General features: G+C 38.6%; 25 protein-coding genes. 12 read left to right on the forward strand and 13 right to left on the reverse strand.

Features of this window, described 5'->3' with window-relative positions:
- Positions 1-28: 28 nt before the first annotated feature.
- A complete protein-coding gene (gene argS / locus KO513_RS07220; protein WP_215912867.1) occupies positions 29-1,813 on the reverse strand; it encodes an arginine--tRNA ligase in 1,785 nt (594 codons plus the stop codon).
- A 141-nt stretch (positions 1,814-1,954) separates the two neighbouring features.
- Between argS and KO513_RS07225 the strand changes: the two genes are divergently transcribed.
- The 5 genes from KO513_RS07225 (at position 1,955) to KO513_RS07245 (ending at position 6,628) form a co-directional block, all read left to right on the forward strand.
- Entirely contained in the window at positions 1,955-2,380 is a 426-nt protein-coding gene (locus KO513_RS07225; protein WP_215912868.1) for a hypothetical protein, read from the forward strand.
- A 15-nt stretch (positions 2,381-2,395) separates the two neighbouring features.
- Positions 2,396-3,823 carry an SDR family oxidoreductase gene (locus tag KO513_RS07230; protein WP_215438371.1) on the forward strand — a complete coding sequence of 476 codons (1,428 nt, stop codon included), beginning with the start codon at positions 2,396-2,398 and terminating at the stop codon, positions 3,821-3,823.
- Entirely contained in the window at positions 3,820-4,728 is a 909-nt protein-coding gene (locus tag KO513_RS07235) for a hypothetical protein (protein WP_215912869.1), read from the forward strand. The genes KO513_RS07230 and KO513_RS07235 overlap by 4 nt, the downstream gene beginning before the upstream one ends.
- 9 nt (positions 4,729-4,737) lie before the next feature.
- Positions 4,738-6,228, forward strand: a complete 1,491-nt coding sequence (locus tag KO513_RS07240) for a BCCT family transporter (RefSeq protein WP_215912870.1) — start codon at positions 4,738-4,740, stop codon at positions 6,226-6,228.
- A 250-nt stretch (positions 6,229-6,478) separates the two neighbouring features.
- Entirely contained in the window at positions 6,479-6,628 is a 150-nt protein-coding gene (locus KO513_RS07245; RefSeq protein ID WP_215912871.1) for a hypothetical protein, read from the forward strand.
- Positions 6,629-6,765: 137 nt separating this feature from the next.
- Here the strand turns inward: KO513_RS07245 and KO513_RS07250 are convergent, their stop codons facing one another.
- Together KO513_RS07250 and KO513_RS07255 are read right to left on the reverse strand one after the other, a co-directional pair.
- Entirely contained in the window at positions 6,766-7,455 is a 690-nt protein-coding gene (locus KO513_RS07250) for a LytR/AlgR family response regulator transcription factor (RefSeq protein WP_215912872.1), read from the reverse strand.
- Positions 7,442-8,470: a sensor histidine kinase gene (locus tag KO513_RS07255; RefSeq protein WP_215912873.1), complete on the reverse strand. Its 1,029-nt coding sequence runs from the start codon at positions 8,468-8,470 to the stop codon at positions 7,442-7,444. Before KO513_RS07255 ends, KO513_RS07250 begins: the two co-directional genes overlap by 14 nt.
- Before the next feature lie 193 nt (positions 8,471-8,663).
- Here KO513_RS07255 and KO513_RS07260 point away from each other — a divergent pair, with 193 nt between their 5' ends.
- Genes KO513_RS07260 through KO513_RS07280 form a run of 5 tightly spaced genes read left to right on the forward strand, consistent with a single transcriptional unit; the run spans position 8,664 to position 11,776 of the window.
- On the forward strand, positions 8,664-8,942 hold the full coding sequence (locus KO513_RS07260) for an EF-hand domain-containing protein (protein ID WP_215912874.1): 279 nt from the start codon (positions 8,664-8,666) through the stop codon (positions 8,940-8,942).
- A 35-nt stretch (positions 8,943-8,977) separates the two neighbouring features.
- Positions 8,978-9,748 (forward strand): YHYH protein, encoded by a 771-nt coding sequence (locus tag KO513_RS07265; RefSeq protein WP_215912875.1) that lies wholly within the window; start codon positions 8,978-8,980, stop codon positions 9,746-9,748.
- Positions 9,749-9,753: 5 nt separating this feature from the next.
- On the forward strand, positions 9,754-10,359 hold the full coding sequence (locus KO513_RS07270; protein WP_215912876.1) for a toxin-antitoxin system YwqK family antitoxin: 606 nt from the start codon (positions 9,754-9,756) through the stop codon (positions 10,357-10,359).
- Positions 10,337-11,014, forward strand: a complete 678-nt coding sequence (locus KO513_RS07275) for an SCO family protein (RefSeq protein WP_215912877.1) — start codon at positions 10,337-10,339, stop codon at positions 11,012-11,014. The genes KO513_RS07270 and KO513_RS07275 overlap by 23 nt, the downstream gene beginning before the upstream one ends.
- Before the next feature lie 6 nt (positions 11,015-11,020).
- A complete protein-coding gene (locus KO513_RS07280) occupies positions 11,021-11,776 on the forward strand; it encodes a hypothetical protein (protein ID WP_215438381.1) in 756 nt (251 codons plus the stop codon).
- An 84-nt stretch (positions 11,777-11,860) separates the two neighbouring features.
- Here KO513_RS07280 and KO513_RS07285 read toward each other — a convergent pair whose 3' ends face one another.
- The 4 genes from KO513_RS07285 to KO513_RS07300 all read right to left on the reverse strand — a co-directional run bounded on the left by KO513_RS07285 (position 11,861) and on the right by KO513_RS07300 (position 15,038).
- On the reverse strand, positions 11,861-12,595 hold the full coding sequence (locus KO513_RS07285) for a LytR/AlgR family response regulator transcription factor (RefSeq protein ID WP_215438382.1): 735 nt from the start codon (positions 12,593-12,595) through the stop codon (positions 11,861-11,863).
- Between the two features lie 3 nt (positions 12,596-12,598).
- Positions 12,599-13,636 (reverse strand): sensor histidine kinase, encoded by a 1,038-nt coding sequence (locus KO513_RS07290; RefSeq protein ID WP_215912878.1) that lies wholly within the window; start codon positions 13,634-13,636, stop codon positions 12,599-12,601.
- 4 nt (positions 13,637-13,640) lie between these two features.
- Positions 13,641-13,973 carry a DUF4907 domain-containing protein gene (locus KO513_RS07295; protein ID WP_215912879.1) on the reverse strand — a complete coding sequence of 111 codons (333 nt, stop codon included), beginning with the start codon at positions 13,971-13,973 and terminating at the stop codon, positions 13,641-13,643.
- A 69-nt stretch (positions 13,974-14,042) separates the two neighbouring features.
- A complete protein-coding gene (locus tag KO513_RS07300; RefSeq protein WP_215912880.1) occupies positions 14,043-15,038 on the reverse strand; it encodes a Kelch repeat-containing protein in 996 nt (331 codons plus the stop codon).
- 238 nt (positions 15,039-15,276) lie between these two features.
- Here KO513_RS07300 and KO513_RS07305 point away from each other — a divergent pair, with 238 nt between their 5' ends.
- A complete protein-coding gene (locus tag KO513_RS07305) occupies positions 15,277-16,590 on the forward strand; it encodes a DUF4270 family protein (RefSeq protein WP_215912881.1) in 1,314 nt (437 codons plus the stop codon).
- Positions 16,574-17,830, forward strand: coding sequence for an OmpP1/FadL family transporter (locus KO513_RS07310; RefSeq protein ID WP_252735706.1), 1,257 nt, complete (start codon positions 16,574-16,576; stop codon positions 17,828-17,830). Before KO513_RS07305 ends, KO513_RS07310 begins: the two co-directional genes overlap by 17 nt.
- Positions 17,831-17,838: 8 nt before the next feature.
- Here KO513_RS07310 and ctlX read toward each other — a convergent pair whose 3' ends face one another.
- The 6 genes from ctlX to carA form a co-directional block, all read right to left on the reverse strand.
- The gene (ctlX, locus tag KO513_RS07315) at positions 17,839-18,771 is read right to left on the reverse strand and encodes a citrulline utilization hydrolase CtlX (RefSeq protein ID WP_215912882.1); all 933 of its coding nucleotides are present in this window, start codon (positions 18,769-18,771) and stop codon (positions 17,839-17,841) included.
- 134 nt (positions 18,772-18,905) lie between these two features.
- Positions 18,906-19,820 (reverse strand): dimethylarginine dimethylaminohydrolase family protein, encoded by a 915-nt coding sequence (locus KO513_RS07320; protein ID WP_215912883.1) that lies wholly within the window; start codon positions 19,818-19,820, stop codon positions 18,906-18,908.
- A gap of 124 nt (positions 19,821-19,944) precedes the next feature.
- Positions 19,945-21,231, reverse strand: a complete 1,287-nt coding sequence (locus KO513_RS07325; RefSeq protein ID WP_215912884.1) for a citrate synthase — start codon at positions 21,229-21,231, stop codon at positions 19,945-19,947.
- Positions 21,232-21,361: 130 nt separating this feature from the next.
- Entirely contained in the window at positions 21,362-22,897 is a 1,536-nt protein-coding gene (locus tag KO513_RS07330; protein WP_215912885.1) for a glycogen synthase, read from the reverse strand.
- 132 nt (positions 22,898-23,029) lie between these two features.
- A complete protein-coding gene (gene eno, locus KO513_RS07335; RefSeq protein WP_215912886.1) occupies positions 23,030-24,322 on the reverse strand; it encodes a phosphopyruvate hydratase in 1,293 nt (430 codons plus the stop codon).
- Positions 24,323-24,441: 119 nt separating this feature from the next.
- Positions 24,442-25,563 (reverse strand): glutamine-hydrolyzing carbamoyl-phosphate synthase small subunit, encoded by a 1,122-nt coding sequence (gene carA, locus KO513_RS07340; protein ID WP_215912887.1) that lies wholly within the window; start codon positions 25,561-25,563, stop codon positions 24,442-24,444.
- Positions 25,564-25,569: the final 6 nt, after the last annotated feature.

The raw sequence follows: 25,569 nt of genomic DNA on the forward strand, positions 1-25,569 counted from the left end.
GATTTAAATTGCGTAAAGCCGCTTGGGCTTACATACGATCGGGAACATTAATCCCCAAAAGTTTAAAGGCGGATGCAATTACCTCACTCACTTTTTGGGATAGCTGCACACGAAGTACTTTTTTGTTTTCGTCCGTTTCCCCAAGAATTGAAACCTGCTGATAGAAGGAGTTAAATTCCTTCACCAAATCGTACGTGTAATTGGCAATAAGTGCCGGGCTATAGTTCTCCGCTGCCAATTGTACGGTCTCAGGATATAACTGTAACTGTTTAATAAGTTCTTTTTCTTTGGGGTGTAAACCACCAAGAGCTGTAATTTCTATATCCGTAGCGGTATCAAAATTGGCCTTTCTTAAAATAGATTGGATACGTGCGTAGGTATATTGGATGAACGGCCCCGTATTTCCTTGAAAATCTACTGACTCTTCCGGATTAAACAGAATTGTCTTTTTAGGATCTACTTTTAGAATGTAATATTTTAAGGCGCCTAAGCCTATCAATTTATAGAGGGAGTTTTTTTCTTCTTCAGAATACCCCTCCAGCTTTCCAAGCTCTTCGGATATTTGAGCTGCCGTACTGGTCATATCGTTCATTAGATCATCTGCATCCACAACGGTACCTTCCCTACTCTTCATTTTACCGCTAGGTAAATCTACCATTCCGTAACTTAAATGGTGTAGGTTTTCAGACCATGAAAAGCCTAGCTTTTTCAAAATCAGAAACAACACTTTAAAATGGTAATCCTGTTCATTACCAACCGTGTATACCATACCACCCACATCTGGATAATCCTTAACCCTTTGTATAGCAGTACCTATATCTTGGGTCATATAAACCGCAGTACCATCGGAACGGAGCACTATTTTTTCATCAAGACCTTCATCAGTTAAATCTATCCAAACACTACCATCTTCCTTTTTATAGAAAATACCCTTTTCCAATCCGCCGGCCACAACGTCCTTACCTAGCAAATATGTATTGCTTTCATAGTACAGCGTATCAAAATCTACCCCAAGATTTTTGTAAGTAACATCAAAACCTTTGTAGACCCAGCCGTTCATTTCTTTCCAAAGCGCTACAACTTCTTCATCACCAGCCTCCCATTTTTGAAGCATTTCTTGGGCTTCTAATAGAATTGGAGCTTCCTTTTCCGCAACTTTCTTGTCTGTTCCATTAGCAACCATTTCGGCAATTTCGGCCTTATAGGCCTTATCAAAAGCTACGTAATAGTTACCTACAAGCTTATCACCCTTTAACCCTGTACTTTCCGGGGTTTCGCCATTTCCAAAACGCCTCCATGCCAACATACTTTTACAAATATGTATTCCACGGTCATTGATAATTTGGGTTTTATACACTTTTTTCCCCGAGGCCTTTAAAATCTCGGCTACAGAATATCCTAAGAGGTTATTTCTAATATGCCCCAAGTGCAACGGCTTATTGGTATTTGGCGAAGAATACTCTACCATTATGGCATTATTGTCCTCTTGGGGTACATGACCGTATGTGGCATCATTTTTTACTCCATTAAAGAAATCAAGATAAAAACCATCTCCGATCACCAGGTTCAAAAAACCTTTTATGACGTTAAAACCGGTAACTTCAGCAACCTCTTTTTCCAAGTAAGCTCCAATTTGCTCACCTATCTGAACTGGATTTCCTTTAACTACACGAAGCATGGGGAATACAACCACCGTAACATCACCTTCAAAATCCTTGCGTGTTGGCTGAAATTCTACCGACGGCAGTTCTTTTTCAAAAATAGCTGCGACCGCTTCCTTAACCTTGGTTTCTAAAATTGCTTGAATACCCATATCATGTTTCGTTTCAGGCTGCAAAACTAATCATTTTTTGCGCTTTTACCCTAAGACAGGCGGTATTGGCCTCGCTTTTCTTTAACTTTATAGAAATGCAGCCCCTGAGCGCAACAATCCAATTTGTAAATAGGACCATATATGCTTTTGAACGTATCATATACCGATAAACAGGTTACAAAAAAAATAGATGAAGCAGTAGGCAAGCCCTTTCCATTAAGGGAACGTTGGAACATGGGCGGTATTGGCTCGCCTAGATTGTTCATTACTGAAACGAGCATTGAAATCAGAAACTTGCTCATTTTGGATAACAATCGCGATCAATGTAACATTGAGCTAAGGCCCAAAGGTATTATTGTTCGTTTCAGGTCTTTATTAGAGACCTTTGCTTTAGTTATTCCGTTTTACAAACTTACTTTATACAAAGGTGACATTGGTATTTACTCCATATATCGAGACCATTATTTTATTAAGGTAAAAGCCGATACCAAAGCGATTCAGAAGTTTTTTATCAAAATTCAGAATTATAAAGCCGATAATGCCCCTACTTCCATCGAAGACTTATAAACATCCAAAAAGCTTATGAAAATTCTCTTAACGGGCGCTAACGGTTATATAGGAATGCGATTGCTACCCCAATTATTGGAATTGGACCATGAAGTGGTATGCACAGTACGAGATGAAACCCGATTTTCTATTGAAAAAGAAATGCGGGCTCAGATACAGGTCCTAGAAATAGATTTTTTAAAGGACATGCAAAAAGGAGTGGTCCCAAAAGACATAGATGTAGCCTATTTTTTGATTCATTCCATGAGTTCGTCTACACAGGATTTTGACACCCTAGAGGCCAAGACCGCAGAAAATTTTAATGCTTATCTAAGTGAAACCCAAGTAAAGCAAGTCATTTATTTGAGTGGTATCGTGAACGAAGAGAATCTTTCCAAGCACCTCTGGTCCCGGAAAAATGTGGAGCGCATTCTCTATGAAGGTTCTTTTGAACTTACCGTTTTAAGAGCTGGAATTATTGTAGGCTCAGGAAGTTCTTCGTTTGAAATTATTCGTGATTTATGCGAAAAATTACCCGTAATGATTACTCCAAAATGGGTATTGACCAAAACACAACCTATAGCCATCCGGGATATTCTGGCTTTTTTGACCGGTGTTATGGGTAATGAAAAAACCTATAACGATTCTTTTGATATTGCCGGTCCGGACGTACTCACCTATAAACAAATGCTAGAGCAGTATGCGGAAGTACGCGGTTTTAAGAATTATATTTTTACCGTGCCCGTAATGACGCCAAAGCTATCTAGCTACTGGCTCTATTTTGTTACCTCAACATCGTACAAATTGGCATTGAACCTTGTAGATAGTATGAAAATTGAAGTTATTGCCAAAGATCAAAGGTTACAAAAGCTTTTAGGTTTAAAACCTCATTCCTATAAAGAAGCGATTGATTTAGCCTTTAAGAAAATAGAACAAAACCTGGTGGTCAGCAGCTGGAAGGATAGTATGGTAAGCGGCCGCTTTAAAAAGAACTTAGAAAAGTATATTCAAGTTCCTAAGTATGGCGTTCTGAAAGACGAGAAAAAAATAAAAGTAGATAATCCGGAACAGGTCTTGCGCAACATTTGGAGAATTGGTGGAGAAACCGGTTGGTACTATGGAAACTGGCTTTGGAAAATAAGGGGAATAATCGATAAATTTTCAGGCGGGGTGGGATTAAGACGTGGACGAACACACCCCGATAAAATTTATGCCGGCGACTCACTGGATTTTTGGCGGGTTCTTCTAGCCGATAAAAAAGCAAAACGCCTATTACTTTTTGCCGAAATGAAACTACCCGGAGAAGCTTGGCTAGAATTTAAAATTGACGAAAACAATGTACTGCACCAAACGGCAACGTTCAGACCTAGGGGTCTCAAAGGACGATTATACTGGTACAGTATTGTACCTTTTCATTATTTTATCTTTGGTGGTATGATCCGCAATATTGCCAGAGCAAAATGAACCAACTGCACATATTCATTTTACTATTGGGCCTTGCAACGCTGAACTTTGTTCGCGGGCAGGCTTCCGCTTCAAATGAATTGGAGATGCCACAATGGGCTCCCTTGGGCTATGAATCTATTGTAACCGTAAAGCTCAAAGAACCTTTGCAGTTAGGTAAAGCATATGAAATTGGGTTTTGGATTTTTGGAAGACAATTGCCAGACCAAAGTTATTCGTATCCTATAGCCGTATTTCCATCGGACCATGGTGCAATCAATGCGAATGTTTTGGATAGTGTAGATGCTGTTCAATCCGAACCTGAATTAACTGTTCATCCGCCTCCATCCTATACTTCCCGGGGCTATTTCACTTTTATTATTCGTCCTGACAAAGCTTATGACCATGTAACTATAGCCCTTAAAATTGAGAGCAAAAAATCTTCATTAATCGATTTTAACAAAGACATTACCGTTACGGGCATTGCTGTAAAAGCCCTCCCTTCCCGACCAAAGGACAAAACCGGACTTCTAAAAAAAGAAGGTGTAACCCATACGAATCCACCTGATAAAATTGCGGACCGCATCTTAATAGACAGTAAAAAAACTTATACAGTTTTTGAAAAAAGAGTGCGCTTGGCACTTTACGACCACCGCAGAATAGATGATGATATCGTTAACATTTACTTGAATGGCGCAGTTGCGATTCAACATGTAAAATTGAAGCGTAAAAAGCAATTTTTCAATCTCACATTACAGCCCGGAAAAAATACGATTACCCTACATGCCGAAAATTTAGGTGAAGTAGCTCCGAACACCGCGGCCATTCTTATACAGACTAAAAAAGAAGAGTTTATGGCAGTATTGGAGTCGGATTTGGGTCAAAGTTCTTATTTTACGCTTGTTTACCAAAAACCTGAACCCTAATTACCGAGCATGCGGCACCTTAAAAACCCTTTACTTTCCGTTTCCATCGGTATAATTTTCCTGTCTACCCTTGTCGTTTTCTTTGCCACGGAAACCAGCTATGAAGCTATTGAAACGGCTTCGGTCTGGGTCAGGAATTATTTTGGGTTCTTCTACCTTTATCTAGGGTTGGGATGCGTGCTTTTTCTATTGGCAATCGCCTTTTCGCCTTTCGGAAAAATTAAATTGGGCAAGAAAAATTCAAAACCCGAACACTCCCTTTGGGCTTGGACGGCTATGCTTTACAGTGCAGGAATGGGCTCAGGAATTTTGCTCCGTGCCGTACAGGAACCTGTTTTTATGCAACAGCACCCGCCCTACACTTCTGATTTGCAACCCGAAATTTTAGCATTGGAATTCACTTTCTATCAATGGGGGTTTACAGCTTGGGCCTTTTACGGACTGTTTGCCATGGTTGTAGGCTATGCACTCTTCGTAAAGAAAAAGAAAGTAAGGGTAAGCTCTACCATAGCGGATACTATTTCCAATCCTTTGGCCAAAAGTGGAATTGATATCATGACCATCATTACCACTGTTTTTGGACTCATAGCTGCAATAGGTTTGGGTACAACACAAATAAACGGCGGTCTTAATCATGTTTTCACCACCAATTTTGGTGTAACCACTACGTTACTTTTGGCCGTTCTCATCTCGGCAATCGCATTTTATTCCGCTTGGCAAGGAGTCAATAAGGGCATAAAGATTATTTCAAAAGTGAATATTCTGATTACAACCCTTCTACTTCTGTTCATTTTTTTGATGAGTGATGTCCCAGGAATAGTAATGTTCTTTGCCATGGCTACCTTTCACTACCTTATTGATTTTGCACCTATGAGTCTAGCATACGGGAACTATAACCCCGGAATGACCTTTCTAACCGATTGGACTTTCTATTATTGGGCCTTTTGGTTGGCTTGGGCTCCGTTTACAGGAATCTTCATTGCGCGTATATCAAAAGGGCGCACCCTACGTCAATTGCTTTTGGGCGTTTTGATCATTCCGTCTTTGGGTACATTTTTTTGGTTTTCGGTTTTTGGCACTTCGGCTTTTGAACTTATAACGTCTTGGGGTACGTACAACAATGAATTTGGAGATGTCTTTTCCTCCATTTTTGTATTCTTTGAAAACTATCCCATGGCAACGCTCCTAAATTTTACTACCATTTTTTTACTTATTAGTTTTTTGGTGACCTCTGTAGATTCTGCCGTTTTCGTTCTGAGCATGTTTACGGATCACGGGAAAAAGAACCCCAGCAAAAAACACAGACTTATCTGGGCCGTTTTTATTTTACTGGCCACCATGTCCCTACTTCTTTTAGGAAACGCCAAACCGGATATAGATGTACTTACGGCAGTTCAAAAGTTATTGATCGTAACCTCGTTACCCTTTGCCCTTTTCATGGTCTATATGGCCGGAGCTTTTGTTTGGGAAATTGGGTTTAAGAAGCTAAAACACGACTAACATACTACTCTTTATCATTGTACCTGTCTTATAAGACCTGATTAAACCTCAAAAACCAAATTTAATAAGCTTCCAAAAACAGCAGTAAAAACAGCACTTCCGATGAAGTGATAGAAAACATCGTTAAGCAAAAATGGTATTCAACATTATACTTTAGTTTGACATCAGAAAAAGCTCATTTGGCAACAATCGGGTTTTTTGAGTTCATAGTCGCCGTAAATTAGCTTCAGAAATCAAAACCCCCACCGTTATGAACAAGAAATTAAAAAGCCTACTTTATTTTGCAAGCTTTGTAACTGCAATTATCATTTATAACAATGACAATAAGAACCATGAGGCGGATAATGCTGTTGCAGAAGTAACAATAGAACAAATTTCAACCCAAGAGGGATTGAACTAAAAATATTTTGAAAACTATTTAGGTTTCCCAAAAGCCTATCTGTTTTCACCTAGAACATACCTACTTAAAATGCAAAAAGGACCTAGAAATATCTAGGTCCTTTTTTTTTACTCGTACAGCAGACCAATTAAAGCTGCTTAAAACAATTCCTCCTTTACTGCATCAAAATATTGGGCACTCACGGGAATCTCTTTATTCCCTATATAAATATCACGCCCTTTTAAAGACGTTACTTTTTTACGGTTTACAATAAAAGAACGGTGTACCCGCATAAATTGGTCTGTAGGCAATAGTTCTATCAGTTTCTTTAGCGACTGCAAGCTCATGAACTTTTTATCGCCCAAATAAAAATTAACGTATTCACTATCACTTTCAATATAGAGAATGTCTTCATACTTAAGCTTGTGAAGGTCATAACCCGACTTAATGGTAATACTATCCGCAGAGTCCTTGTCTTTAGTAGGTACTTCTTTATTAGGTTTTGCTTTATTTACTGCCGATAAAAAACGTTCAAAACTAATGGGTTTCAACAAGTAATCCAGTGCACTAAGCTCAAACCCCTCCAAAGCGTATTCGGAATAGGCCGTGGTAAATATGACCTGTGTATGTTCCGGGACCAGCTTAGCCAAATCCGTACCTTTTATTTCTGGCATCTGAATATCTAGAAAAAGTAAGTCTACCCGCTCACTTTTCATAATGTTCAGGGCTTCCAAAGGGTTGGCAACTTCGGCCACGAGCTTTAAAAAATCCAACCGTTCTATATAGGCTTTTAATAGGCCTCGCGCCAGTTCTTCATCGTCTACTACAATACATTTAATGGGTTCCATCTAAATTGATGCTAAGATTTACGGTATAACTTTTAGGAGTCTGTTCAATATTTAATTTGTGTTTATGCGGATAAAGAATTTCCAATCGTTTTTTAACATTCTCCAATCCTATACCACCAACGGCGTCTTTTTGAGCGGGCGTTTCCGAAATACTATTGGACACATAAAAATCTATCTTTTGGTTATCCGAACGAACTTTTATTTCCAAATATCCATCTGCTGCATGGTCTACATTTCCGTGCTTTAGGGCATTTTCAACAAAGGGTATAAATAGCATTGGCGCTATAATCGCGTTGGAATTGGACAATTGAAAATCGGTTTTTATCGGAAAGGGTTTACTGCTCTTTAAACGGAATAAATCCAGATAATTACTAATATAAGCAATCTCCTTTTTAACGGAAACCATAGGCTGTTCACACTCGTACAGTACATACCTAAGCATATTGGACAAAGTTCCTATACTCTCTTGTGTACGGCCGGAATCAATTACCGAAAGGGCATAAATATTATTAAGCGAATTGAACAAAAAATGGGGGTTAATCTGAGACTTTAAAAACTTCAATTCCATCTGAAGGTTTTCATTTTTGTTTCTAATGGTCTCCTCTTCTTTCTTTTGGGCGAACAAAAAAGTTTCCACAAATGTGGCCAACACGTAGGCAATGGAAAGTATTAAGAACTGAATTAAAATTTGGGGAGGAGCCATTGGCGGGCCACCTCTACGCGCTCCCGGCGGGGGCCTCATACTATTCTCAGGAGACATTAAATTTTCAGAAATCAGAAATGAACAAATAATCAATAAAACAAAGGACACTACTCCAAAAAGAACATACTTTTTCTTGAAAAGTAAGGCTGGGGCAGTTAGATAAATTAGTGCGGCTATAACCACGATCTGCATGATAAAGGAAGATACGTTTTTGTTTAAAAACCGCGCATTTTCATTAAGTAACAACCAAGCCATAAACCAAATGGCCATCCATAAAAATACATGAAAAAGAAAACGATGTGTTTGTTTCATGCTACAAATTAAAGTAATTATTTCTCGTCAGAGCCCTTAAAATACCATTCTAAACGGCTAAAACCATACAGTTTACAGAGTGTAAACCGACATTCACTGAAAACCTTCTATCACTTACAGATTGCCGTCATTCCGCATCTAACCTTTGCCCACCTTTGTCATCACAAATAGAAATAATTAAAAAATAAATACAATGAACAAAAAATCATTTTACACAGTAGTTGCTACCGCAGCTTTTACCCTTATCGCAGTTCAAACTTCATCTGCCCAAGAAAAACGAGGTCAAGAGCCACCATCGGCCACCGAATTGATAAAACAGATGGATGCAGATGAGGACGGTAAACTTTCCGAAAAAGAGGTAAAAGGCCCTCTAAAAAACGACTTTGCAAAAATAGATACGAACGAAGACGGATACCTTTCTCTGGATGAACTCAAAAAAGCGCCAAAACCCAAAAGAGGAAAAAAGCAATAGAAAAGCCTAAAAATCGATTTAATTAAACAAACATTATGAAAAAGGAAGCCCTAAAAAAAATCATTCCATTTGGTTTTGCCGCTGTATTAATATGTATTGGATTTATTGCCTGTAGCTCCGATCGCGTAACGGATTCTGACCTAAACGAAGATTCCGAAGAAGAAATCGTAACAGAACTGCATGCTGCCTTTGCTGCTTTCAATACCGATGCTACCACTATATATTTAGATGGTTCCCAAGTGGTTATTGAAACTACCGGCCTACCTAATCACGAAACCGTATACTGGGGCGAAGGTAGCTCCCTCTATAAAGAAGAACCGGATGTGGCATTGACGCCCAGCATCATGACAAGCAACAACAATGCAACCACTATACGCGTAGACGCTACGCCAAACCTGACCGGTAATACCGTAGAGACTGATTTTAACACCATTGGCATTGCCGTGAGCGGCTCCTCTATATTTAATGATCAAGAAGGTGGCGGACCATTGGACCAGGCTGCTGCCAGTTTGGATTGGACCGGCGCCCACATCGGGCCGGGAGTGTACCACTATCACCTAGAACCTAAAGCATTTTCAGATGATGATGATAAGTTAGTGGGCATACTTTTAGACGGTGTCTTTCTATACGGAAGAAAGTGTAATGCCACGGGAACATACCCTACAGACCTTGACGCTTCGGGAGGGCATGTGTCAACTACGCAGTATACCGATGGTGAAGAAGAGTACCACTACCATATTATTAATGAGGTATATTCTACAACAGGTTCTTATTTAGCCTTTGCAGGACCTTACCAAGGATACTAGACATTATGGCGAAATCACTTTTTTGTTGTATGCTATTGTCAATGCTCTTTATTTCTAGTTGTAAGGAGGTCTCGGCAGTAGAACCCGTTGCCGAAAAAACCATTGTCATCAATAATTTTGAACTACAAAAAAAGCATTTAACGCTCAACCCAAATGAAGGCAAGTGGTACTATAAAGACGAACCCTTTAATGGGTATTCCATAGCATATCACCCAAATGGTAACCTAAGTGAGAAACTGGGGTATCTAAACGGCAAAAGAGAAGGCATTGCCAAAAGATGGGAAGCCAATGGTGCGTTGCGCATACAATCTTACTATAAACAGAACCGGCTTGTAGGCAATTATAAAGTTTGGTGGCCAAATGGCGAACTGGCCGAAGAATCTACCTATGTAGACGGAGCATTGGAAGGAACCCAAAAAATGTGGTACGCCAATGGCGTTCTCGCCAAAGAAAGAAAACTCTCAAATGGCAAGGAAAAAGGGTTACAAAAAGCTTGGCTGCAAAATGGAAAGCTATACGTTAATTATGAAGCTAAAAATGGACGGATTTTTGGCATGCGAAGAGCTAACTCTTGTTATCAATTAGAAGATGAAGTTGTTGTTAGAAACTAAAAATATCACCCTTACACTCCTTTTGGCTCTTACACTTTTTACAGGTTGCAAAGAGGAAAAGAACCAAGCGGAAACCAGTAGAATAGAATATCTTCCATACTATGAAGACGAATCTTTTACGCCCCATTGGCTAGAACCTGGTTCGCCAGAAGAAAAGGCATTTCACAAAATTGGCAGCTACGCTCTTGTGGACCAAATGGGGGATACCATTACCCCTCGCACATTTGAAGATAAAATTTATGTAACGGACTTTTTCTTTACGACATGCCCTGGTATTTGTTTAAAAATGACAGGAAATATGCAAAAAGTACAGGCTGCTTTTAAAAATGACCCAGAGGTACTATTGTTATCACATTCGGTGACCCCCACAATAGATTCTATTCCTCAGCTTAAATCATATGCGCAAAAAAATGGCATCCTTAACAACAAGTGGTATTTGGTTACCGGTGATAAAATGGAAATATATGATTTGGGAAGAAATCAATATTTTGTTGAAAACGACTTAGGTATTCCTAAAGACATAAATGACTTTTTACACACAGAGAACTTCTTGCTCATTGATAAAAACAAACACATTAGAGGCATTTATAATGGGTTGAACCGAGCCTCAATCGCACAATTGATTACAGATATCAAAGCCTTAAAAAAAGAATAGTCACCTATGACAGTCTTTAGAAAAATACGAAAAAAGCTCTTGAGTTCGGGCAAACTCAAAAGCTATTTGGTCTATGCCTTTGGGGAAATTTTTCTTATTGTCATAGGTATTTTAATTGCTTGGAAAATTAACGATCTAAATGAGATCCGAAAAAACAGAATTGTAGAGCTCAAAATCTACGAAAGCCTGTATGACGAGCTAAACACCAACCTAAAAAACCTGAACAGTTCTATTGACCGCTATTCCAACACCACAAAAACACTGGAAGACACAATGAACTATATAGGTCTTTCTTCCGATGAAATTAGCCAGGGCGCAAAGGACACCATTGTACATATAGACTACTCGCAGATAAACCTACTGGACGGTGCCGTAAACTCGGTTATAAGCACTACTAAATTTGAGTTTATTGAAAGTGATTCCTTAAAGAGTTTGATTACCAATTATCCCGGTGAAATCCAGAAATTAAAATCGATAGATTTAAAAATCAGGGACATTATTCTGGGCAGATTACAACCTACCCTTGAGAAACACTTGGCCCTAAAGGATATGCTTTCTAAGGACAACCCAAAATACACACGTATAAAATCTTTTGGCGAGACTTCTGACTACCAGACATTGTTACGTAGTAAAGAATACCAAAATAGTTTAGTAGACCGTCTTTTACAAACCCAGAACTTACTTACAAGTGCCAAAAAACTTAGGAACAGAACCCAGGTAATGTCCATTAAATTAAAAGAAGAATTGGGGTATACCCTCTAGGTTACATGGCTTCCGTCCCGAAAAGAATTTTCATAGACCCAAAGAGCCCAAAAACCTCATTTTGCCCGAAACTCGTCGTATTTATTACAATCCTAACATTGAGAAAAACTGGGATTTATGACTCTCCCCTATAGGTATACGAATATCATCTATAACAATTCTATTGCGTTGTATGGTCTTGATAAAGTTCACATTTACCACAAAGGATTTATGTACTCTTATAAACTGGTTTTGAGGTAATTTCTCTAAAATATCCTTAAAACTGAGCAAGGTTAAAATAGCTCTATTACTTCCCACTACATGAATTTTCAGATAATCTTTTAGGCCTTGTACGTACTGTATATCATCTAAATTAATCTTGACACTTTCATGTTCAGATTTTACAAAAATGAACTTTTGGCTTTCATTTCCATCTCCATTAGACGGGAACACATTGGCAGAGACTAAAGCAGCAGGTGCTTCTTTTCTTGACAACAGCTCTTTAGCCCTTAAAACCGCTTTAATAAACCTTTGATACGGAATGGGTTTTACCAGATAATCTACCGCATTAAGTTCAAACCCCTCTACTGCGTACTGAGAATATGCTGTGGTAAATATAAAAAGTGGACGATTTTCCAGTGCACTAATAAAATCAAGACCGTTTATCTGTGGCATTTCAATATCACAGAAAATAACATCTACTTTCTTTTCATTTATGGCCGGAATAGCTTCAAGGGGGTTCGTGAATGTACCCACCACCTCAACAAAACCTACTTTCATACAATAGTCTACCAATATCTCTATGGCCAACGGTTCATCGTCAATTAATATACAGTTCATAATCTATAGATTTAAAATTAAATTAACTTCATAATTAACACCGTCATCTTCTATTTCCAGGAAATGGGAATTTGGATATAGAAAATTCAACCTGTTTTTTACGTTTTGCAGGCCAACTCCACTGTTTTCAGTTTTCACCCTATGCTTGCCAATTTTGTTCAGCACGTACAACTGTATAGACCTCTCTTTTATCAAAAGGTTTATTTTAACCATGGTTTTACCTTGGTAATCGGTGCCGTATTTAAAGGCGTTTTCAATAAAGGAGATGAACAATAAAGACGGTATTATCTTTCCTGAATCGTCACCCGAAATTTTTAAGAATACATTTTCGCTATTGGCCAATCTTAACCTTTGTAATGCCACATAACTCTTAATGTATTCAATCTCCTTGTTTAAAGGCACAAGATCTTTATCCGCTTCATATATCATGTAGCGCATTAATTCCGATAAGTTTATAATAGCTTCAGAGGTGTCGGGTGATTTTTTAACCGACAGTGAATAGATGGTATTGAGGGAGTTAAATAGAAAATGTGGATTTAATTGTGTCTTTAAAAATTGAAGTTCAGATTGAACCTTTTCCTTTTCTACCGTTTTGCGAAGATTCTCGTTTTTTTGCAACTCATTATAAACCCTAAGCATTATAGCGAAGCAATACGGCACCGCAAAGGTAACCAAGGGTATAAAGGCTCCCCGAAACGGGATTCTATTCCCTCTGTTTTCTTTCATATATTCCGTTAAGGGGCCAAAATTCTTTGGTATTTCAGGCGGAAATAATAAATGAACCCCGTAAGCGATTACCAACAATAACAGGGTGGAAATAATTATATATGCCTTCTTCTGATTCTTTAAAAGAAACCTGGGAACCAAATAATAATAATTGAAGTAAAATAAGGCTGCGGCCATTACCAATTTTATCAGGATATGAGGAGGCACGGACCTTGTTTCCAATAAAAAAGGATAGACTATTAACCCATAAAGGGCACACCATAAGAAGACATGCACCAACCATTGTGGGAAGTATTTTCTTTTAGTTGCCTTCATTTGGTCAATCTATATTGGATATGTTCAAATCTCTGAGCTGGGAAATAGTTACGAACGGAGCTTCCCCTTTTATGATTCTCCTTAAAACCTCATCTCCTACCCTTTTAGCTTCTTTTTTTGAAACAAAGGTCCTATCTCCTTGAACAGCGGGAATAAATTCTTGTTTGACCAAAACCTTATCTTTGTATAAAATTTGATAGCCATAACCTTTACCAACCACTATTGTTTCTAAGCGTGGCCTCGCTCCCTTTGTTTCTACTGCTCTATAATTGAGCGTAATATACACAACGGCAACAGTCAAGATTGCCAATAAAAAGTGAATTTTTGTTATTTTCATAGGTAGGTAATTAGAAAAAGGGACAGCGCCAAAAGTGGTGCCGCCCCATAGCTCACTCAAATAATTCAACTAATCTTCCTCTTCATACTCATCAAAAGGAAAAAACTCATACAAATCGTCTAGATAAAGGCTTCCCGTTCTACCCAGCCCTACGACCGCTTTAGTTCCGTTGGAGAAAACAACGCCATCTTGCCTAGTGGTTCCTTCAAAACTGGTTTTTACTTCCCAGTCATCCGTACTTGGGTCATATTCCCAAACGGAACCTAAAGTGCCGCTAGATATACCACATGCAATATATCCATATCCATTAAGGGTAAAGCCTACGGCATTGCTTCTTGTAATAGCATAGTCATCTTCTTCATCCAAATCCAGTTTTTTGTCCCAAGTTTCCGTAGTGGCATCAAATACCCAAAAATCATCAAGATAAATACCGTTGGAAACCCCAGTACCCAAGTATACTTTATCGCCAATAGTAAAAGTGGTAGCCGCTCTTCTTTTATCGCCTCCAAACCCAACTAATTCGGACCATGAATCTGTACTAGGGTCGTATTTCCAAAAATCCTTACGATCGTTTTCTCCGTCATAGCCCGTTCCAAAATAACCAAACCCGTTCACACCAAAAGCAACGGCACTACGCCTTCCTGATGTAGGCAAAGTTGCAATAGCCTGCCATGAGTTAGAATTTGGATCGTACGCATAAAAGTCAGCCAATTCATCTAGACCGTCATACCCAGAGCCTATGTATCCCGTTCCGTTAACTTCAAAGCCTACGGCGGCATTTCTTGCCGTACCAATAAAATCCGCTTTTTGAGACCAAAAATCTCCCTCCATATCATATGACCAGAAAGAAGTTAGGTAATCATCGCCATCATATCCTACTCCCGTATACCCTATATTACCTATGGTAAAACTAGCAGTTCCACTACGTGGGCTTCCATCAAAAACCGACCTATCTACCCAATTCCCCAGATATTCATCATCGTCATCATTAGAACAACTCGCCAGTGTACAGGTTATGATGCTAAAAATTGTTACGGTACCTATATAGTGCTTGAATCCTTTCATTTGCTTTCTGTTTTGTTAGCCAGTTAATTTTCGTCAAAACTAGAGCACGGTCCCCATCCATGAAACCCAAATAGATGAAGCCCTTTATTTAACACATGAACAGGTGATTTTAATCTACCAAATCGATTTTCTTTTTAATAGTAGAAATACAGGCATTGGTCTTATAACTATTGGGGTTGGTCTATTGCTGTTTTTAAGCGCTAAAGGGCACGATACATTTACCCTAAAATAGATGTGTATGAAAAATGCCTTGGTCGTTTTTGTTTTCCTTATCCTTTTAACCTCCTGTAGTTCGGACACCCTTAACGGTTCCGATTTTGAGGCGGGAGACACTTTTACCGATAGCGATATACGGGTGATTCAACTAGACACCATGACGGTAGACTTTTCAACCATGAAATTTGATAGTATAGATACGTCACAATCAGCACGCATGCTAGTCGGGAAATATAACGACCCTGTTTTTGGAACTGTCAAAACGGCCAGCTTTATGGAATTAGTTCCTAGCAGTTATTCTATTGATACCGATGCGGAATATGACAGTATTACGTTTTTACTAAGACCAGATGGTTATTTCTATAATGACACGCTACAAACTAGCACCCTTCTTATAAAACAAGCAAACGAAAGTCTTGAACCAGCAGACGGCATCAATTTTTACAATACGAGTGTCATAAACTATGACCAAGAAAACTTGGGCAGCCTGACGTATACCCCCAGACCCTTATCTACCGATTCTCTGGAAATAAAAATCAATAACACTTTTGGCCAAGCACTTTTTGACAATCTACAGCAACAAAACATTAGTACTTATGATGAATTTAAAAATTACTTTCATGGTATTACCGTTCAACCGGATGAGAACAACAATGCTTCCATCCAAGGTTTTTCATTGGCCTCCAACATGCGGCTTTACTATAGTATAGCTGGAGAAAATGAACGTATCCAATATTACACTGACTTTAGCCTTAACATTGCCAGCTCCCCTATTCCATTTTTTAACCAAATTTCCGCAGAAGAACCCAATACATATCTAACCGCACTAACGGATCAAGAAACCAACCTGTACAGTTCTGAAACTGAATACCAAAGTTTTATACAATCTGGTATAGGCATAGCTACCCGTATAGAATTTCCACATATAAAATCAGTCTTTAATATACAAGGACAGGGCACATTGTTGGATGCTTCCCTTAAAATTGCTCCAACAGTTGGTTCTTATAATGACCTATTGATGCTGAGAGATACCCTATCCGTATTTATCGTAGATCAAAACAATGAACTCTCCGGCCAATTATACGCTACGGATGGTTCGGCCGCGCTAGCCATTTTAAACCGAAATAATCAAGAGTTTAACGATATCTATTATGAATTGCCTTTAAGTGGATATTTGGAAGGTTTACTCTCAGTAGACCTAGAATCATCGGACGCCCTTATTCTACTCCCCAGCAACTACAATTCTACAGTAGACCGATTTGTACTCAACACAGATATAAACACCACAGGTACCACACTTGAACTTACTTATGCGATTTATGATGAAGATGAATAAACAATCACACTTTTTTACCACCCTATTTTTGTTTGCCCTTTATGCGGCACAGGCACAATCCGAAGGTTTAACCAGTTCTCCCTACTCCCTATACGGTTTGGGCGCAATAAACCAGAGCAGTATTGGACGAACCAACGGCATGGGATATACTGGAATAGGTCTTAAGACCTCCAATCAAATAAACAACCTGAACCCAGCAAATTTTGCTTTAATTCCCCAAGGCTCATTTTTTTATGATATAGGAATAAAAGGTGAATATAACCAGTACAGTAATAAAGCGGATAGTGAAACAAAGACTACTATTAACTTTTCCAACCTTGCACTTGCCTTTAGAATAGCAGAGGGACTAGGCGCAGGAATTTCTCTTGTACCATATAGCGAAATGGGATATTCATTGATAGGTATAAATACCAATATTGAAGGAACCGATGAAACTTTTATCAGTAATGTAAACGGAATTGGAGGCTTAAGTGAACTTAAATTTAATTTAGGATATACGGTTCTGCCCAATCTTAGGTTTGGAGCCAATGCATCCATTCTCTTTGGAAACATAGAGGAGAATGAAAATTTCATCATCAACCAAAGTACATTTAGCGCTACGGAAACCACTAACTATTCCGGTATTCGATTTGGTTTAGGAATGCAGTTTGACGTTACCGAGAATTTCACATTGGGTAGTACGATACAATTTCCCACCAGTCTAAAAGGCGCTATTAAACGCTCCGTAACCAAGAGTCTGGATGGTACGGAAATTACCGTTGAAGATGGAGAAAGTGATTCTTCTTCTGATTTTAATATGCCTTTAGAACTCGGCATAGGGTTAAGCACAAACATCATGGATTCCTTTACCCTAAGTGCCGACTACAAGAAAAATTACTGGAATGCCACAGGACAGACAGAAAGCTTGGGCAGCTATTCCGATCAGGACATTTACGGCATTGGCCTTGAGTATGTAAAAAACCCCACAGGTTACAAATACACAGACCGTATTCGTTACCGGACCGGATTTAACTATGACAACGGGTACCTCTCAATTAATGGCAAAAAGGTAGAGGGCTATAACATAACTGCCGGAATAGGAATACCCATTGGCCAAGGACAAAGATCTATGATGAATCTTTCTTATAGCTATGGTTCTAAAGGTCAGATCCAGAACATCCTAATAAAAGAAAACTTTCACCTACTTACCTTAAACTTAAGTTTGGAAGACCTCTGGTTCCAAAAACGAAAAATCAACTAAAAAAATCCTTATTTTGAACGGGGCAGAAAAACTTCGGCCATCATACAGCGTGCACTCCCTCCACCACAGGTCTCTATGGTTTCCAAAGAACTATGGATAATCTCGCAATGCTTTTCAATAGCTTCAACTTGTGCTGGAGTTAAACTATGGTATGCCGAGGAACTCATTACCAAATATCTCTTGTCATCACTACCTGAAACTTGAAGCATATTTCCTGCAAAATGGTGCATTTGCTGCTCCGTAATGGCAATAACTTCCTTACCATCTTCTTTTAGATGACCAATAACATTTTTACGTTCCTTCTTATCATCTATAGTATCCAAACAGATAACCGAAAAATCTTCGGCCAAACACATCATTACATTGGTATGATATATAGGCATTCTCTTACCATCTACAGATTGGTTTGCCGTAAAGATGACCGGTGAATATTCAAAATCTTCACAGAACTCGATAAACAAATCCTCATCTGCCCTACTGGATAGAGCGCAGTACGCCTTTTTATTTACACGGTCCAAAGCCATACTTCCTGTGGCCTCAAGAAAAACACCTTCGGCTTCCGCAGATGTATAATCTACAATATTTTCTATCTGAAACCCGTTTTCCTCAAGAGTTTCCAGAATATCCTCTCGTCTTTCATTACGTCTATTTTCCGCAAACATAGGGTACAGACCTACGGTACCATTCGCATGAAAGGATATCCAATTATTTGGGAAAATAGAATCCGGAGTATCGGGTTCTTTCGTGTCCTCAACTACAACTACGTTTACACCCTTACTTCGTAAAATAGTTACAAAAGCATCAAATTCCTGTTGGGCTTTTTCGTTAATAGTAGTATTTTGAATATCAATATCTTCTTGAAAGTAATTGTTGACCGCAGTCTGCTCGTTCATCCTAAAATTAACCGGACGAATCATAAGTATAGTGTTCGTAATCTGCATAATAAATTCAATTAAGTTGAAGCAAAATTAGTGCTTTTAAATCTGTGTAGCCTAGTGTAGAATAGAAAAATAAGAGGACAATATTGTTAAAACAAAACACCTAACAATACCCCTAAAATATCCTGAAAGTGGCATTAGTCCCTAATTAACGGTAGGGTACTGCAACGTAAAAGGCCTTCCTGTTTTGCAATTTGGGCATACGGGATTTCCTCCACCGTAAAACCTTGCTCGCGCAACCAAGTGTTGAGTCGCGTAAAATTCTTTTCCGAAACTATTACTTCCGGTGAAATAGAGAATACGTTGCTAAACATTTGGTACATTTCATCTGCAGAAATTTCAAATATGTTTTCTTTTCCAAAGAAGTCTACCAACCATTGGTACTCCTCTTCTATCAAAAATCCATTTTTATGCAATATGGCCTTTCCTTTTCCCAAGGGCTGAAAACAGCAATCTAAATGAAGTGCATTTTGCTTTGCATCAGTATTGGACTTACGCAACTGAAACGATTTTACCTTTTTATTCGGAAATTGTTCCGTAATATAATCTACGGCCGCTTGATTTGTTCTGGCCGTAATATAATTGGGATAATCATCTGCGGTATAAGTGCCAATAAAAATATAATCTTGCCAAGGCATGACATCACCACCTTCTACATGGACTTCAACCGGTGGATGTAAAATATTCTGATCTTCAATTTTATCCAAAACGTGAAGAATGGCTTCTACCTCTTTTTCCCTATCCGGTAAAATATTGGCTATGATAAGTTTATCCTCTATAACAAATGCTATATCCCTTGAAAAAATCTGATTACAGTCCTGTAGGACCTCAGGTCTAAAAACCTGTACGTCATATTTTTGGAATACCTTGGCAAAGGCTTCCATCTCCAAAACCATATCTTCTTCCTTTGGATAGGTTCCCGCCAAAATATGTTCCAATGATTTAGGGTCATACGCCTCTTCTGGCTTTGGAACGGGACCATTATTCTTGGCAGTACCCAAAACTACGGCCCTTAACCTAGAAATCTCGTCGTTAACATGAAGCTTTAGCATATACTATTTTTTTTTGCCAAAGATAAGAGAACGAAATGACGGGCAATACACATTCCCGAAATAAAAAAAGTGTCCATTCTTGAGATTCTCAAAAATGGACACTTCTATAAATAGTTATTATAATCTATCTTAAATCTACATCTACAAAAGGACGTAAAGTAGCTCCAATATAAACCTGTCTTGGTCTTCCTATCGGCTCTCCTCTTAAGCGCATTTCTCTCCATTGAGCAATCCACCCTGGCAAACGGCCTAAAGCGAACATAACGGTAAACATTTCAGTAGGTATGCCTAAAGCACGATAGATTATACCTGAATAAAAATCTACGTTAGGATATAATTTTCTATCTACGAAATACTGGTCCTCCAAAGCTTCTTTTTCAAGACCTTTGGCGATTTCTAAAATAGGATCTTCAATACCTAAATTACTTAACACATCATCCGCTGCTTTTTTAATGATTTTTGCGCGTGGATCAAAGTTTTTATAAACCCTATGTCCAAAGCCCATTAATCTAAACGGATCCGACTTATCCTTGGCCTTGGCCATATATTTCTTTGTATCTCCCCCATCTTTCTCAATGGCCTCAAGCATTTCTAAAACTGCTTGATTGGCACCACCGTGCAACGGTCCCCAAAGAGCAGAAATTCCTGCCGAAAGTGAAGCGAACAAACCTGCATGCGAAGAACCTACTATTCTCACGGTTGATGTAGAACAGTTCTGCTCATGATCTGCGTGCAAAATCAATAATTTATCCAAAGCATCTATAACCAAATCGTTCTTTTGGTACACTTGGTTTGGTTTTTTGAACATCATTTTATGAATGTTCTCTACGTAACCTAAAGTATCATCGCCATAATCCAAAGGCAAACCTTTTTTCTTTCTAAGTGTCCAAGCCACAAGAACCGGGAACTTAGCTAAAATACGTACAATGGCATGGTACATGTCCTTATCCGAAGAAACATCTACGGTAGATGGATTAAATGCTATAAGCGCACTGGTCAAAGACGATAGTACGCCCATGGGATGTGCAGATTTTGGAAATCCGTCCAAAATCTTTTTCATTTCTTCATCTACATGAGATTCATCTCTTATATCTGCATGAAATTTTTCTAATTCTACTTTATTCGGTAATTCTCCAAAAATCAAAAGGTAGGCAACCTCTAAAAAATCCGCTTTTTCGGCAAGCTCTTCTATAGAATACCCTCTGTATCTTAAAATTCCCTTCTCACCATCTAAGAAAGTTATGGCACTTTCACAAGAACCTGTATTCTTATAGCCTGGATCTATAGTTATTATACCGTTTGTGGACGCTCGTAAACTCTTGATATCTATGGCGAGCTCATCTTCGGTGCCCTTTATTACTGGAAAATCGTATTTCTTACCGTTATACTCTAAAGTAGCTTTATCTGACATTTTTGAATTTTACTTAAAATTGAAGTGGATGTAAATTTACGGAAAATGTAACATCTTAACAATGATGTTTTTTCCTTTAGTTAATTATTAACAATGATTTAATTGGTTGTTGTAGAATAATAGATTTTTACTAGAGAACATACAATTTCTCATAGTATTCATCCAAAGATTTTTCCCAGGTAAATCGAACCTTTTCTGCATTACCCTTAATTTTTTTCCACTTGGCCTTATCGTTCTCCCAGACATCTATGGCCTCGCTAAAGTTCTTGACCATATTTTTTATTTTTTCATCATAGGTCTTTCCGTCAAAGGCAAAACCCGTAACATGATGTTCAACCGTATCTTTTAACCCTCCTGTATGATGAACAAAACAAGGGTTACCATTACGCATAGCCAACATTTGGCTAATACCACAAGGTTCAAAAAGACTAGGCATACAATACAAATCCGATTCCAAGTAGATGGAATCTATTAAATCTTCTGATTGACCATTGGTAAAAACAAAATTATGGTGTTTGTAACTCATGCTACGGAAAAACTCTTCATAATCTGGATCTCCAGTCCCTAAAAGCATAAAGATTCCGTTTACTTTTTGTAGTCTTTCCAGCATTTGCTCAAAGGCTTCCGGCGATCGTTTAAAAAAATAAAACTTTTGCTCCGTTAACCTAGCTACACTAGAGACAATGAACTTGGGCTTTTCATCTACATGTTGCATGATTTTTTCGCCGGTATGGGCCAAGAAATCCGCTTTGTATTTTTTTGATTCATCCTGTAACCACCCAAAAAGTGCTTTAATCGTATTACGGTATAGCAACCCTTTCTCAGCCTTTCTAATGTTATTATAGTTTGAAGCGTTTAGAATTCCTATTAAGCGTCCTTCATTATTTGCTTGCTGCAAATCTTTCTCCAAGCTCTCTCCACCTACAAATTCGGGCCTGGCACTAGGCAACATTACATCTTCCTTATACGATGGTGACACGGTATGCACCGAATCCGCAAGGCGAATACCCACCGCCATAAGATTAATACAATCTTCATATCTTGGATCCTTTAGGGCCTCATGATCCAACTGCAGTTCCGGAAACCAGTTATGTACGGATGCATAATTATCATAAAATGGTCGTATACCCTGTATAGCCAAGTTGTGAATGCTATAAACATATCTCATTTTCCTCAACTCCTTGTACCTAGGGTGATAAGTTTTTAGAAATAATAATGCGCTTGCGTGCCAATCATGCATATGAACAACATCCAGCTCTCCAAAAGCTCCCATTTTTATTGCTTCCGCGACGGCGGTGCAGAAAATAATGTATTTTATAAAGTCAGTAAAGAAAGGTTCTGTGGGATCATCGTGGTAAATATGGGCTATACCACCTTCTTGAATCTCCGGGTGGTGAATGACATAATGAACTATATTGGGGCATTCTTTTTTCCCAACTACCTCATAGAGCTCGGCACTGTATGTAGTTCCCCTTAACTGAAAATTAAGGTTTGTTCTAAATGTTCCGTTTAGGTGAAGCCTGGAGTACGATGGTACAACAACCTGTACCTTATCTCCACGTTTGGAAATGTGCCTTGGTACATCTCGCACAACATCGCCCATGCCCCCTGCTTTACAATTAGGTATAGCATCGTTTTCAGCAGCAACAAAGAGAAAGTTATTCATGCGAAGTTCTGGTTAGAAGTTTGTTAAAAAGGTAGGTAAACTTTGTCATTAGTCCAAAAAAAAAGCCTTTCTAGTTCGAAATATATCGAAAAGAAAGGCTTTTTTTAAATTACATTTAGCTGTCTTAAATCACTACTTGATCTTAAACGCTTTATCCTGAGGATAATAGGCCGTATCTCCTAATTCTTCCTCAATACGAAGCAATTGGTTATACTTGGCCATACGATCTGATCTAGAAGCTGAACCAGTTTTAATCTGACCCGTATTTAGCGCTACAGCCAAATCTGCTATGGTATTATCCTCTGTTTCACCAGATCTGTGGCTCATAACAGAAGTATATCCAGCATTTTTAGCCATATTAACCGCTGCAATAGTTTCTGTTAATGTACCTATCTGGTTTACTTTAATCAAAATTGAGTTAGCAATTCCATTTTCGATACCTTTAGATAAACGCTCAACATTGGTTACGAAAAGGTCATCTCCTACCAACTGTACTTTATCACCTATTTTTTCGGTCAAAGATTTCCAACCGTCCCAATCATTTTCATCCATACCATCTTCAATTGAAATGATAGGATATTTAGCACTTAAATCTGCCAAGTACTGAGCTTGCTCTTCAGAAGTTCTTACCACTCCTTTATCGCCCTCAAATTTAGTGTAGTCATATTTACCGTCTACATAGAATTCAGCAGAAGCACAATCCAAAGCGATCATGATTTCATCACCTAATTTATAACCTGCATTCTCAACCGCTTTTGCAATGGTATCCAATGCATCTTCAGTACCTCCTGCCAAGTTAGGAGCAAAACCACCTTCATCACCTACAGCCGTACTTAGACCTCTATCATGAAGTACCTTTTTAAGGTTGTGGAAGATTTCAGTACCCATTTGCATGGCATGAGAAAAGCTCTTTGCCTTTACCGGCATAACCATAAATTCCTGAAAAGCGATAGGTGCATCTGAATGCGAACCGCCATTGATGATATTCATCATTGGCACTGGTAATGTGTTTGCACTTACACCACCCACATAACGGAACAAAGACATACCCAACTCATTGGCCGCTGCCTTAGCTGCCGCTAAAGAAACACCTAAAATAGCGTTGGCCCCTAATTTTGATTTATTTGGAGTACCATCTAAGTCGATCATTACTTGATCAAGAAGATTTTGCTCAAAAACGGACATTCCCAAAATTTCTTCGGCAATAACTGTATTTACATTCTCTACCGCCTTAAGAACACCTTTACCCATAAAGGTTTTTCCTCCATCACGAAGCTCTACAGCCTCATGTTCTCCTGTTGATGCTCCAGATGGTACTGCAGCCCTACCCATTACACCGTTCTCGGTAATTACATCTACCTCTACGGTCGGGTTTCCTCTTGAATCTAAAATCTGACGTGCATGTACACTTAATATGATACTCATAAATATAATTTTATGTTTCGAATTCTATTAAATTTAGCTAGCTGCAAATATACAAAACCGCGTAAGTAATGTATTGTACGGCGCAACTATATTACCGATATTATAACAATTACTTAACCTTATGCCAGAGCTACTGAATTTTTCTCAATCATTTCAAAGAATTGATCAAATAAATATTCTGCATCATGTGGACCGGCACTAGCTTCCGGGTGATATTGCACCGAAAATACGTCTTTGTCCTTCATGCGAATACCGGCAACAGTTTGGTCATTTAGATGTACATGTGTAATCTCTAAATTGGTATTAGACTCGGTTTCTTCTCTATTTACGGCAAAACCATGGTTCTGCGAGGTAATTTCCCCTTTTCCACTGAGCAGGTTCAAGATAGGATGATTAATTCCCCTGTGGCCATTATGCATTTTATAAGTAGACACCCCGTTTGCCAAAGCAATGACTTGGTGTCCTAGACATATTCCAAAAACGGGTTTACCGCTAGAAATCATACCTTTTGCTGTCTCAATAGCATCAGATAAAGGTTCCGGATCGCCAGGACCGTTTGAAATAAAATATCCATCTGCTCCCCATGCTTCCATTTCCTTAAAAGAAGTGTTATAGGGAAAAACCTTTATGTAACCTCCTCTTTTGGCCAGGTTTCTTAGAATATTCTTTTTAATTCCTATATCCAATGCAGCAATTTTAAGAGGTGCATTTTCATCTCCATAAAAATAAGGCTCAGAGGTTGACACACTAGATGCTAGTTCCAGTCCCTCCATACTTGGCACTTTGGCCAATTTCTCCTTTAATTCTACAATATTATCTACATCTGTAGATATTACTGCGTTCATAGCGCCATTATCTCTAATATAGCTCACCAATGCACGGGTGTCTACATCTGATATAGCAAAAAGTTCATTTTCATCTAAGAAACTCTCTAAACTCTTGTCCGCTCTTGGTCTTGAATAGTTGTAACTGAAATTTCTACAAACCAAACCAGATATCTTAACTGAATCTGACTCTACTTCTTCGGCAACGGTACCATAATTACCAATGTGGGCATTTGTAGTTACCATTATTTGACCGAAATATGATGGATCGGTAAATATCTCTTGATACCCCGTCATTCCAGTATTAAAACAAACCTCTCCAAATGCAGTCCCCTCTTTATCGCCTACTGATTTTCCATAAAAAATGGTTCCATCGGCCAACAATAACAATGCTTTCTTTCGGGATTGATACTTCATACGTCT

The organism is Zobellia sp. B3R18 (genome assembly GCF_018860715.1).
GTDB classification, from domain to species: Bacteria; Bacteroidota; Bacteroidia; order Flavobacteriales; family Flavobacteriaceae; genus Zobellia; species Zobellia russellii.

Excerpts from the sequence above, each read along its gene's own strand:
- carA (WP_215912887.1), bottom strand. The coding sequence starts at position 25,563 with ATGAAGTATCAATCCCGAAAGAAAGCATTGTTATTGTTGGCCGATGGA.
- KO513_RS07310 (WP_252735706.1), top strand. The coding sequence starts at position 16,574 with ATGATGAAGATGAATAAACAATCACACTTTTTTACCACCCTATTTTTG.
- KO513_RS07305 (WP_215912881.1), top strand. The coding sequence starts at position 15,277 with ATGAAAAATGCCTTGGTCGTTTTTGTTTTCCTTATCCTTTTAACCTCC.
- KO513_RS07295 (WP_215912879.1), bottom strand. The coding sequence starts at position 13,973 with ATGAAAATAACAAAAATTCACTTTTTATTGGCAATCTTGACTGTTGCC.
- KO513_RS07325 (WP_215912884.1), bottom strand. The coding sequence starts at position 21,231 with ATGTCAGATAAAGCTACTTTAGAGTATAACGGTAAGAAATACGATTTT.
- KO513_RS07260 (WP_215912874.1), top strand. The coding sequence starts at position 8,664 with ATGAACAAAAAATCATTTTACACAGTAGTTGCTACCGCAGCTTTTACC.
- KO513_RS07300 (WP_215912880.1), bottom strand. The coding sequence starts at position 15,038 with ATGAAAGGATTCAAGCACTATATAGGTACCGTAACAATTTTTAGCATC.
- KO513_RS07330 (WP_215912885.1), bottom strand. The coding sequence starts at position 22,897 with ATGAATAACTTTCTCTTTGTTGCTGCTGAAAACGATGCTATACCTAAT.
- KO513_RS07245 (WP_215912871.1), top strand. The coding sequence starts at position 6,479 with ATGAACAAGAAATTAAAAAGCCTACTTTATTTTGCAAGCTTTGTAACT.
- KO513_RS07240 (WP_215912870.1), top strand. The coding sequence starts at position 4,738 with ATGCGGCACCTTAAAAACCCTTTACTTTCCGTTTCCATCGGTATAATT.
- KO513_RS07320 (WP_215912883.1), bottom strand. The coding sequence starts at position 19,820 with ATGCTAAAGCTTCATGTTAACGACGAGATTTCTAGGTTAAGGGCCGTA.
- KO513_RS07265 (WP_215912875.1), top strand. The coding sequence starts at position 8,978 with ATGAAAAAGGAAGCCCTAAAAAAAATCATTCCATTTGGTTTTGCCGCT.
- KO513_RS07255 (WP_215912873.1), bottom strand. The coding sequence starts at position 8,470 with ATGAAACAAACACATCGTTTTCTTTTTCATGTATTTTTATGGATGGCC.
- KO513_RS07250 (WP_215912872.1), bottom strand. The coding sequence starts at position 7,455 with ATGGAACCCATTAAATGTATTGTAGTAGACGATGAAGAACTGGCGCGA.
- KO513_RS07230 (WP_215438371.1), top strand. The coding sequence starts at position 2,396 with ATGAAAATTCTCTTAACGGGCGCTAACGGTTATATAGGAATGCGATTG.
- KO513_RS07225 (WP_215912868.1), top strand. The coding sequence starts at position 1,955 with ATGCTTTTGAACGTATCATATACCGATAAACAGGTTACAAAAAAAATA.
- eno (WP_215912886.1), bottom strand. The coding sequence starts at position 24,322 with ATGAGTATCATATTAAGTGTACATGCACGTCAGATTTTAGATTCAAGA.
- KO513_RS07270 (WP_215912876.1), top strand. The coding sequence starts at position 9,754 with ATGGCGAAATCACTTTTTTGTTGTATGCTATTGTCAATGCTCTTTATT.
- KO513_RS07280 (WP_215438381.1), top strand. The coding sequence starts at position 11,021 with ATGACAGTCTTTAGAAAAATACGAAAAAAGCTCTTGAGTTCGGGCAAA.
- argS (WP_215912867.1), bottom strand. The coding sequence starts at position 1,813 with ATGGGTATTCAAGCAATTTTAGAAACCAAGGTTAAGGAAGCGGTCGCA.
- ctlX (WP_215912882.1), bottom strand. The coding sequence starts at position 18,771 with ATGCAGATTACGAACACTATACTTATGATTCGTCCGGTTAATTTTAGG.
- KO513_RS07290 (WP_215912878.1), bottom strand. The coding sequence starts at position 13,636 with ATGAAGGCAACTAAAAGAAAATACTTCCCACAATGGTTGGTGCATGTC.
- KO513_RS07235 (WP_215912869.1), top strand. The coding sequence starts at position 3,820 with ATGAACCAACTGCACATATTCATTTTACTATTGGGCCTTGCAACGCTG.
- KO513_RS07285 (WP_215438382.1), bottom strand. The coding sequence starts at position 12,595 with ATGAACTGTATATTAATTGACGATGAACCGTTGGCCATAGAGATATTG.
- KO513_RS07275 (WP_215912877.1), top strand. The coding sequence starts at position 10,337 with ATGAAGTTGTTGTTAGAAACTAAAAATATCACCCTTACACTCCTTTTG.